Consider the following 9,337-nt stretch of genomic DNA (forward strand, 5'->3'; position numbering starts at 1 on the left):
AACGGGAATAGAAGTGAGTTAGTTTACTCGTTCGCCGCCGTGTGCAGCCAATCCGCGTGGCGCGGGGCCTTTTTCGTCTGGCTCCATTCTTCGAGCATCAGCGGCGCGACGCGGCGCAGTTCGGCATATTGCTCGGCGGTGCCGATGTCGCAGGCGAGTTCGACGCGGTGGCCGTTGGGGTCGAAGAAATAGATCGACTTGAAGATGCCGTGATGCGTCGGGCCGAGGACATCGACGCCCTCGCTCTCCAAATGCGCCTTCGCCGCGACCAGTTCGTCATAGCTGCCGACCTTGAACGCCAGATGCTGCACCCACGCCGGGGTGTTGGTGTCGCGTCCCATGTCGGGCTGGTTGGGCAGCTCGAAAAAGGCGAGGATGTTGCCGTTCCCCGCGTCGAGGAAGACATGCATATAGGGATCATATTCGCCGGTCGACGGCACATGATCCTCGGCAAAGGCGGTGGTGTAGGTCATGCCGAGCATGCGCTCGTACCAGTCGACCGTCGCCTTCGCGTCGCGGCAGCGATAGGCGGCGTGGTGGACGCCGCCCAATTTGATCGGGCTGGTCATTCGGCGGGCTCCTCGACGGTCAGCGCGCCGCGGCGGATCTGGTCCATTTCCATCGACTTGAACAAGGCGGTGAAATTGCCCTCGCCGAACCCCTCGTCCTTCTTGCGCTGGATGAATTCGAAGAAGACCGGGCCGATCACCGTCTGGCCGAAAATCTGGAGCAGCAGGCGCGGGTCGCCGTCCTCGGTCGATCCGTCGAGCAAGATGCCGCGCGATTGCAGGCCCTCGACCGACTCGCCATGGCCGGGCAGCCGGCCTTCGAGCATCTCGTAATAGGTCGCGGGCGGTGCCGGTGCGAAGGGGTTGCCGAGCGCTTTGAGCTTGTCCCAGGCCGCGTAAAGATCGTCGCAGCTGAACGCGATATGCTGGATGCCCTCGCCATTATAAGCGCGCAGATATTCCTCGATCTGGCCCTTGCCGCCGGCGCCTTCCTCGTTGAGCGGGATGCGGATCTTGCCATCGGGGGCGGTCATCGCCTTCGAGGTCAGCCCGGTATATTCGCCCTTGATGTCGAAATAGCGGATCTCGCGGAAACCCGCGATGCGCTCGTAGAAGGCCGCCCAATGCGCCATCCGCCCGCCATAGACATTGTGGGTCAGGTGATCGATCAACTGCATGCCCGCACCGACCGGATGGCGATCAACGCCGTCCTCATAGACGAAGTCGATGTCGTAGATGCTGAGGTCGTCGCCATAGCGGTCGACCAGATAGATGATCGAGCCGCCGATGCCGCGGATCGCGGGCAGGCGGAGTTCCATCGGCCCCGGCATCACCTCGACCGGTTCGGCGCCGCGTTCGATCGCCTCGGCATAGGCCTTCGCCGCGTCGCGCACGCGCCAGCCCATGCCGCACGCCGACGGACCATGTTCGGCGGCGAAATAGGCGGCGGGCGATTTGGGCTGGTAATTGGCGATCAGGTTGATGCCGCCCTGGCGCCACAGCTGGACATCCTTCGAGCGGTGGCGCGCGATCAGCGTGAAGCCCATCGCGGCAAACACCGGTTCGAGCACGCCCTTTTCGGGCGCCGAAAATTCGACGAATTCGAAACCGTCGAGGCCCAGCGGATTGTCGAACAGGTCGGCCATGGTCATTCCTCATCTAGTTTCAATTGAAACTATTATGATGGAATACGGCCGCCGAGTCAATCGACATGCCGCATGCCGTGGCTGTGACCCGGCGCACTGACGGGGTGGCCGAATCGGCCTATCTCCCATGCCGGTTCCAGTGTATCTGGGACGAGCGAGACTTGGGTCGCTTGTGGCGCCGGGCTGAACCCCGGCTTATTTGGAGACAGACCATGACCAAGAAACGCGAAACCGAAGTGTCGAAAGCCGGCGCGGTCGAACTGACCGAGGACGCGCTCGACAATGTCCAGGGCGCCAGCGGCGACTTCCACATCAAGTTCGACGGACCGACCGCGGTGGCGAACAAATTTTCGCCCGCAACGAACCTCACCCAGAAGGTCAACATCGCGCCGGTAAAGACCGGCCCCTGACGCACCTGCCGGGCACCCCGAAGGTGGACGACGAGCAAAGCATGGCGCGGCCATCGGCGCTCCGTTTCTGGCTGGCGCTCGGCTGGCTGGCGCTCGTCGCCGGCTGGGCCTGGTGGGAATATAGCCATTTCAGCGGCCTTTATCGCTGGCTCGCCGAATGGCAGATCGCAAAATGGGGCGGGTATGAGCAGGTCTGGACCGCGCTCGTCCCCGCCTTCATCCTCGCGATTCCCGCGTTTCGCGTGCTGCGCGAGCGCGAATTGCGGAACCAGGCCTCGCTGATCGCGGGCGACGATCCGGTGCCGATCCTGCACCGCGTCCGCACCGGCATGTTGGTGTGCGGCGTCATCCTCGCGCTCGTCGCGGGCGGTTCCTATCTATACTCGCAGACGCTCCCCGACCCGTCGGACCCGCCGACGACGGTCGATCTCGCCGCGCTCGGCGGCGCGGCACCGCCGACAGGCTCGGCGATCTTTGCGCGCGCCGTCCCCGACACCGACCGCGCGCTGCAGATGGACGAGGCGTTCCGCTCGCGCTCGGCCGATATCGACCACCAGACCCTCTATGTGCCCGTCGTCGCCGAAGGGGCCGCGAAGGGCGCGCCGGTGCGTTTCTTCATCGACCGCGCGAGCTATGCCTTTGCCGACAGCGGCGAGGCGCCGCGCACCAACATCTTCCTCGCCGATCATATGCAGGGGGTGCTGGTCGAGAACGGCCTGCCCGCCGACGTCGTCGCGGCGTTCGAAAAGCAGGGCGTGGCGACCGCGTCGCCGCATTATCTGATGACCACCAATTCGGTCGGCGGGCGGCAAACCTATTATATCGTGACGGCGCTCGGCGGATTCATCGCGGTCATCCTGTTCCTGCTGGCGGCGATCCAGAGCGCCTCGATCGCCAGAGCGCGGCGGCGGACCGCCTAGGCGGTCTCGCGCTCCAGCGCCTCGCTCGCCTCGACCCAGCGCGCTTCGGCGGCTTGCTGCGCGGCGACGATCTTGCCGCGGCGCTGCGACAATTCGCTCATCGTCAGCCCCTTATATTCGTTCGCCGCGCCTGCGGGATCGAACATCGCGCGGTCGATCGCGGTCAGCACGACCTCATATTTCGCCAGATCGGCCTCGGCGTCCGACACCGCCTTCTTGATCTTCGCCGCCGCTTCGCGCGCGGCAGCCGCCGCCTTGCGGTCTTCCTTGCGGTCGGCCTTCGACGCGCCGCGCTCCTTCTCGGACGATTTGCCGAGGATGAAGGCGACATAATCGTCCATGCTGCCGTCGAAATCGCGCGCGGTGCCATTGTCGACGAGCACCAGCCGGTCGGCGGTGAGTTCGAGCATGTGGCGGTCGTGGCTGACCAGGATCACCGCGCCGTCGAAGCCGTTCAGCGCCTGGACCAGCGCCTCACGCGCATCGACGTCGAGGTGGTTGGTCGGTTCGTCGAGGATCAGCATATGCGGCGCGTCGCGCGTGATCAGCGCCAGTGCCAGCCGCGCGCGCTCGCCGCCCGACAGCTTCGCCACCTGCGTCGTCGCCTTATTCCCCGAGAAACCGAAGCGACCGAGCTGCGCGCGCACCGCGCCCTGCGTCTTGCCCTCCATCACCCGCGTCATATGCTCGAGCGGGGTGTCGCCGCCGTCGAGTTCCTCGACCTGGTACTGGGTGAAATAGCCGACGCGCATCTTGCCCGTCGCTGCCATTTCGCCGTCCATCGGCGCCAGCTGCGCCGCGAGCAGCCGCGCCAGCGTCGTCTTGCCATTGCCGTTGCGGCCGAGCAGCGCGATGCGGTCGTCGGGGTCGATGCGCAGGTTGAGCCGCTGCAGGATCGGCTGGCCCGGTGTGTAGCCGACGCTCGCGAGGTCGAGCGTGATCAGCGGCGGGCGCAGCTCGTCGGGGCTGGGGAAATCGAACGCCAGGCTCGGATCTTCGGACAGCGCCGCGATCGGCTGCATCCGCGCGAGCTGCTTGGCACGCGACTGCGCCTGTTTCGCGGTCGAGGCGCGGGCGCTGTTGCGTGCGACATAATCCTGCAGCTTGGCGCGCTGCGCGTCCTGCGCGGCCTTCGCCGCCGCGAGCTGCGCCGCGCGTTCGGCGCGCTGGCGCTCGAAATCGTCGTAGCCGCCCGGATAGAGCGTCACCTTGCCGCCCTCGAGATGCAGGATATGGTCGACGACATTGTTGAGCAGGTCGCGTTCGTGGCTGATCACGACAAGCTGGCCCGGATAGGATTTGAGGAAGGATTCGAGCCACATCGTCGCTTCGAGGTCGAGGTGGTTCGACGGTTCGTCGAGCAGCAGCAGGTCGGGGTTCGAAAACAGCAGCGCGGCGAGCGCGACGCGCATCTTCCACCCGCCCGAGAAGCTGTCGAGCGGCTGGCCCTGCATCGCCTCGTCGAACCCCAGCCCGATCAGGATGCGCGCGGCGCGCGCCGGCGCGGTGTAGGCGTCGATCGCGATCAGCCGCTCGTGGATGTCACCGAGCCGGTCGGGGTCGGTCACCGTCTCCGATGCTTCGAGCAATTCGGCGCGTTCGGTGTCGGCGGCGAGCACCGTGTCGAACGGCGTCGCGGTGCCGCTCGGCGCTTCCTGCGCGATATAGCCGAGGCGCGTCTTGCGCGGCATTTCGATGCCGCCCTCGTCGGCCTCGAGCTGGCCGATCATCACCTTCATCAGCGTCGACTTGCCGGCGCCGTTGCGCCCGATCAGCCCGGTCCGGCTCTTGCCCGGCAGGCTCGCGGTCGCGCGGTCGAGAATGGCACGCCCGCCAAGGCGTACGGTGAGGCTACTGATCGTCAACATGGGCGCGCGCGTAGCATGTTGCGGCGCACAACCCAAGGGGCGGGGTGGCTTTCCGCGCGGGTCTGCGGCAAAACCGCGGCATGACCGACCTCGCCCCGTTCCACATCGCCTTTCCGGTCGACGACCTCGACGCCGCGCGCCATTTCTATGGGCGGATTCTCGGTTGTCCCGAGGGGCGCAGCGACCCCGACTGGATCGACTTCAACCTCTATGGACATCAGATCGTCGCGCACCGCGTCGATGCGAAGCGCGCGGGCGTCGCGGGGCATAATCCGGTCGATGGCCACGCGGTGCCGGTGCCGCATTTCGGCGTCGTCCTGCCCCCCGCCGAATGGCGCGCGCTAGCGGACCGACTTCAAGCCCACCGCGTCGCCTTCGTGATCGAACCGCACACACGGTTCGCGGGCCAGCCCGGCGAGCAGTCGACGATGTTCTTCCATGATCCCGCCGGAAATGCGCTGGAATTCAAGGCGTTTGCCGACCTTGGCCAGCTCTTCGCCAAATAGCGTGCCTCACCGATAGGGCGGGTGATGCAGCCCTTTGGGGCTCTGCGTGAAAATCTCCGGCCCGGTTTCGGTGATGCCGATCGAATGTTCAAACTGCGCCGACAGCGACCGGTCGCGGGTCACCGCGGTCCAGTCGTCGTCGAGGATCTTCACCCCCGGTTTGCCGATATTGATCATCGGCTCGATCGTGAAGATCATGCCCGGGCGCAGTTCGGGGCCGGTGCCGGGGCGGCCGTAATGATGCACATCGGGTTCGTCGTGATAGACGAGGCCGACGCCATGGCCGACGAAGTCGCGCACCACCGAATAGCGATGTTTTTCGGCATGGCGTTGGATCGCATCGCCGATGTCGCCGAGCCGGTTACCGGGAACCGCCGCCGCGACGCCGAGCATCAGACACTCATAGGTCACGTCGACCAGCCGCTTCGCCTTCAGCGGCACATCGCCGACGAGGAACATGCGGCTGGTGTCGCCGTGCCAGCCATCGACGACCGCGGTCAGGTCGATGTTCAATATATCGCCTTCGCTCAGAATCTTATCGCCGGGAATGCCGTGGCACACGACATGATTCACCGAGATGCAGCTGGCGTGCCGATAGCCCTGATAACCGATGTTGATCGGCACCGCGCCCGCAGCGACGATCGCGTCGCGCGCGAAATCATCGAGGTCGCCCGTGCTGACTCCCGGTTTGACGAGCGGCACCAGCGCGTCGAGCGTCTCCGCCGCGATCCGCCCCGCGCGGCGCATGCCGGCGAAGGCATCGGGGCCGTGCAGCTTGATGGCGCCGGTGCGCGTGCGCGGCGTGGTGGCGGTGACGTCGAGATAGGTGGTCATGGGTGCAAAATAGGTCCTTTGGGCCGCATTTTCCAGCGATCGCGACCCGCAGCACGGTCTCTCGCCGCTGCCGGACACAAAAAAAACCCGCCGGAAGGCGGGTCTTGTTGGTTGCGGGAGTAGGATTTGAACCTACGACCTTCAGGTTATGAGCCTGACGAGCTACCGGGCTGCTCCATCCCGCGCCACCAATATGCGGCTCATGCGCCGCAAAACAGCAAAAGGCCGGCATCGCTGCCGGCCTTTGAACTTGTGAATGGGTTTTTCCGTTTTTCGACCATACGCCGGCTGCAATGCCTGGCGACGTCCTACTCTTCCAGGGCTTGAGCCATAGTACCATCGGCGCTGTCAGGTTTCACGTCCGAGTTCGAGATGGGATCGGGTGGGTCACTGACGCCATGGTCACCAAGCAATGAAGCCGGCGTAGGTCAAAAAGGGTTTCAATCGATGCCCGTGCAATATGGACTGTTTTACAATCATCCACGTCGCGGACAATCCTACAGGACTGTCGTTGATGGTGGGACTCTTAAGTGCGAATAGAGCAATTAGTATCGGTTAGCTCCACACGTTACCGCGCTTCTACATCCGATCTATCAACGTGGTGGTCTTCCACGGCTCTATGAAATCTTATCTTGAGGGAGGCTTCCCGCTTAGATGCTTTCAGCGGTTATCCCGTCCATACATAGCTACCCTGCTGCGCTCCTGGCGGAACGACAGGTACACCAGAGGTATGTTCAACCCGGTCCTCTCGTACTAGGGTCAACTCCTCTCAAATTTCGACGCCCACGGCAGATAGGGACCAAACTGTCTCACGACGTTCTGAACCCAGCTCACGTACCACTTTAATTGGCGAACAGCCAAACCCTTGGGACCTGCTCCAGCCCCAGGATGTGATGAGCCGACATCGAGGTGCCAAACGATTCCGTCGATATGAGCTCTTGGGAATCATCAGCCTGTTATCCCCGGCGTACCTTTTATCCGTTGAGCGATGGCCCTTCCACTCGGGACCACCGGATCACTATGACCGACTTTCGTCTCTGCTCGACTCGTCAGTCTCGCAGTCAGGCAGGCTTATGCCATTGCACTCTAACAGACGGTTTCCAACCGTCCTGAGCCTACCATCGCGCGCCTCCGTTACTCTTTAGGAGGCGACCGCCCCAGTCAAACTACCCGCCACAGAGGGTCCCTGATCCAGTTTCATGGATCGAGGTTAGACATCAGAAAACAACAGGGTGGTATTTCACATTATGGCTCCACATCGGCTGGCGCCAATGCTTCAAAGCCTCCCACCTATTCTACACAGTTCTTTCCTAATGCCACTCTGAAGCTGCAGTAAAGGTGCACGGGGTCTTTCCGTCTAACCGCGGGTACTCCGCATCTTCACGGAGAATTCAATTTCGCTGAGCATCTCCTGGAGACAGTGGGGAAGTCGTTACGCCATTCGTGCAGGTCGGAACTTACCCGACAAGGAATTTCGCTACCTTAGGACCGTTATAGTTACGGCCGCCGTTTACCTGGGCTTCATTTCGCAGCTTGCACCACTCCACTTAACCTTCAGGCACCGGGCAGGCGTCAGGCCCTATACGTCGTCTTGAAGCCGACTTAGCAGAGCCCTGTGTTTTTGCTAAACAGTCGCTACCCCCTGGCCTGTGCCCCCCACAACTGGTTGCCCAGATGTGGGGCCTCCTTCTTCCGAAGGTACGGAGGCAATTTGCCGAGTTCCTTCAGGAGACTTCTCTCAAGCGCCTTGGTATACTCTACCATCCCACCTGTGTCGGTTTAGGGTACGGTCTATAATGGAGGGGCTATTTCCTGGAACCTCTTCAAAGCCTGACCAATCCAATAAGGTCAGACAATTTACGAGATCCGTCACACACCTCCAGGCCCACGAATATTAACGTGGTTCCCATCGACTACCCCCTTCGGGCTCGTCTTAGGGGCCGGCTTACCCTGCTCAGATTAGCTTTAAGCAGGAACCCTTGGGATTTCGGCGAGAGGGCATCTCACCCTCTTTATCGCTACTCATGTCAGCATTCGCACTTCCGATACCTCCACGACCCATTACCAGATCGCTTCATCAGCCTACGGAACGCTCCGCTACCGCGTGTAGTAAACTACACACCCTAAGCTTCGGTGCACGTCTTGAGCCCCGTTACATTTTCGCCGCAGGAACCCTTATTTAGACCAGTGAGCTGTTACGCTTTCTTTAAAGGATGGCTGCTTCTAAGCCAACCTCCTGGTTGTTTTGGGATTCCCACATGCTTTACCACTTAGACGTGACTTGGGGACCTTAGCTGTAGGTCAGGGCTGTTTCCCTTTTGACGACGGACCTTAGCACCCGCCGTCTGTCTGCCAGATATTACTCATGGGTATTCGGAGTTTGGTTAGAATTGGTAGATCTCGCGACCCCCGCATCCATCCAGTGCTCTACCCCCCATGGTATTCGTCTGACGCTCTACCTCAATAGATTTCGCGGAGAACCAGCTATTTCCCGGTTTGATTGGCCTTTCACCCCTAAACACAACTCATCCGACAATTTTTCAACATTGAACGGTTCGGCCCTCCAGTGCGTGTTACCGCACCTTCAGCCTGGTCATGCCTAGATCACCGGGTTTCGGGTCTAATGCAACAAACTCAGTCGCCCTATTCAGACTCGCTTTCGCTGCGCCTACACCTAACGGCTTAAGCTTGCTTGTTACACTAAGTCACTGACCCATTATGCAAGAGGTACGCTGTCAGGTCTCAAGGACCCTCCAACTGCTTGTAGGCGTTCGGTTTCAGGTACTGTTTCACTCCCCTCATCGGGGTGCTTTTCACCTTTCCCTCACGGTACTAGTTCACTATCGGTCATACAGGAGTACTTAGGCTTAGAGGGTGGTCCCCCTACGTTCAGACAGGGTTTCACGTGCCCCGCCCTACTCGAATCCTTTGACATCACTTTCGCATACGGGGCTGTCACCCACTATGGCGCTCCTTTCCAGAAGCTTCTGCTAGTTGAATCAAAGGCATTGGCCTGGTCCGCGTTCGCTCGCCACTACTAACGGAGTCTCTGTTGATGTCCTTTCCTCCGGGTACTGAGATGTTTCAGTTCCCCGGGTTCGCTTCACCAAAGCTATGTATTCACTTCGGTGATACCCTTCCCATT

7 protein-coding genes, 1 tRNA gene and 2 rRNA genes (1 of these 10 running past the window's edge) are annotated in these 9,337 nt (G+C 61.7%); 3 read left to right on the forward strand and 7 right to left on the reverse strand.

Annotated features, from left to right (window positions below):
* Positions 1 to 23 precede the first annotated feature (23 nt).
* Positions 24 to 569: a VOC family protein gene (locus AC07U1_RS02695; protein ID WP_495178876.1), complete on the reverse strand. Its 546-nt coding sequence runs from the start codon at positions 567 to 569 to the stop codon at positions 24 to 26.
* Complete coding sequence (gene hppD, locus AC07U1_RS02700) at positions 566 to 1,654, reverse strand: 4-hydroxyphenylpyruvate dioxygenase (protein WP_495178877.1); 1,089 nt, start codon at positions 1,652 to 1,654, stop codon at positions 566 to 568. The genes AC07U1_RS02695 and hppD overlap by 4 nt, the downstream gene beginning before the upstream one ends.
* 212 nt (positions 1,655 to 1,866) lie before the next feature.
* On the opposite strand from hppD, the gene AC07U1_RS02705 reads away from it, so the two are divergent.
* Positions 1,867 to 2,064: a hypothetical protein gene (locus AC07U1_RS02705; protein ID WP_187142152.1), complete on the forward strand. Its 198-nt coding sequence runs from the start codon at positions 1,867 to 1,869 to the stop codon at positions 2,062 to 2,064.
* 41 nt (positions 2,065 to 2,105) lie between these two features.
* The gene (locus AC07U1_RS02710; protein WP_495178878.1) at positions 2,106 to 2,984 is read left to right on the forward strand and encodes a hypothetical protein; all 879 of its coding nucleotides are present in this window, start codon (positions 2,106 to 2,108) and stop codon (positions 2,982 to 2,984) included.
* On the opposite strand, the gene AC07U1_RS02715 is transcribed toward AC07U1_RS02710, so the two are convergent.
* Entirely contained in the window at positions 2,981 to 4,852 is a 1,872-nt protein-coding gene (locus AC07U1_RS02715) for an ABC-F family ATP-binding cassette domain-containing protein (RefSeq protein ID WP_495178879.1), read from the reverse strand. The genes AC07U1_RS02710 and AC07U1_RS02715 overlap by 4 nt on opposite strands.
* Before the next feature lie 80 nt (positions 4,853 to 4,932).
* Between AC07U1_RS02715 and AC07U1_RS02720 the strand changes: the two genes are divergently transcribed.
* Positions 4,933 to 5,358, forward strand: a complete 426-nt coding sequence (locus tag AC07U1_RS02720; RefSeq protein WP_492735720.1) for a VOC family protein — start codon at positions 4,933 to 4,935, stop codon at positions 5,356 to 5,358.
* A 6-nt stretch (positions 5,359 to 5,364) separates the two neighbouring features.
* On the opposite strand, the gene map is transcribed toward AC07U1_RS02720, so the two are convergent.
* The 4 genes from map to AC07U1_RS02740 all read right to left on the reverse strand — a co-directional run.
* Positions 5,365 to 6,192: a type I methionyl aminopeptidase gene (map, locus tag AC07U1_RS02725; protein WP_492735718.1), complete on the reverse strand. Its 828-nt coding sequence runs from the start codon at positions 6,190 to 6,192 to the stop codon at positions 5,365 to 5,367.
* A gap of 108 nt (positions 6,193 to 6,300) precedes the next feature.
* Positions 6,301 to 6,377 (reverse strand) — tRNA-Met (locus AC07U1_RS02730).
* A 110-nt stretch (positions 6,378 to 6,487) separates the two neighbouring features.
* Positions 6,488 to 6,602, reverse strand: a 5S ribosomal RNA gene (gene rrf, locus AC07U1_RS02735).
* Positions 6,603 to 6,718: 116 nt separating this feature from the next.
* Positions 6,719 to 9,337, reverse strand: a 23S ribosomal RNA gene (locus AC07U1_RS02740) (it continues 175 nt past the right edge of the window).

It is taken from the genome of Sphingopyxis sp. GW821-FHT02C12 (genome assembly GCF_059421785.1).

Excerpts from the sequence above, each read along its gene's own strand:
- AC07U1_RS02695 (WP_495178876.1), bottom strand. The coding sequence starts at position 569 with ATGACCAGCCCGATCAAATTGGGCGGCGTCCACCACGCCGCCTATCGC.
- hppD (WP_495178877.1), bottom strand. The coding sequence starts at position 1,654 with ATGGCCGACCTGTTCGACAATCCGCTGGGCCTCGACGGTTTCGAATTC.
- AC07U1_RS02705 (WP_187142152.1), top strand. The coding sequence starts at position 1,867 with ATGACCAAGAAACGCGAAACCGAAGTGTCGAAAGCCGGCGCGGTCGAA.
- AC07U1_RS02710 (WP_495178878.1), top strand. The coding sequence starts at position 2,106 with ATGGCGCGGCCATCGGCGCTCCGTTTCTGGCTGGCGCTCGGCTGGCTG.
- AC07U1_RS02715 (WP_495178879.1), bottom strand. The coding sequence starts at position 4,852 with ATGTTGACGATCAGTAGCCTCACCGTACGCCTTGGCGGGCGTGCCATT.
- AC07U1_RS02720 (WP_492735720.1), top strand. The coding sequence starts at position 4,933 with ATGACCGACCTCGCCCCGTTCCACATCGCCTTTCCGGTCGACGACCTC.
- map (WP_492735718.1), bottom strand. The coding sequence starts at position 6,192 with ATGACCACCTATCTCGACGTCACCGCCACCACGCCGCGCACGCGCACC.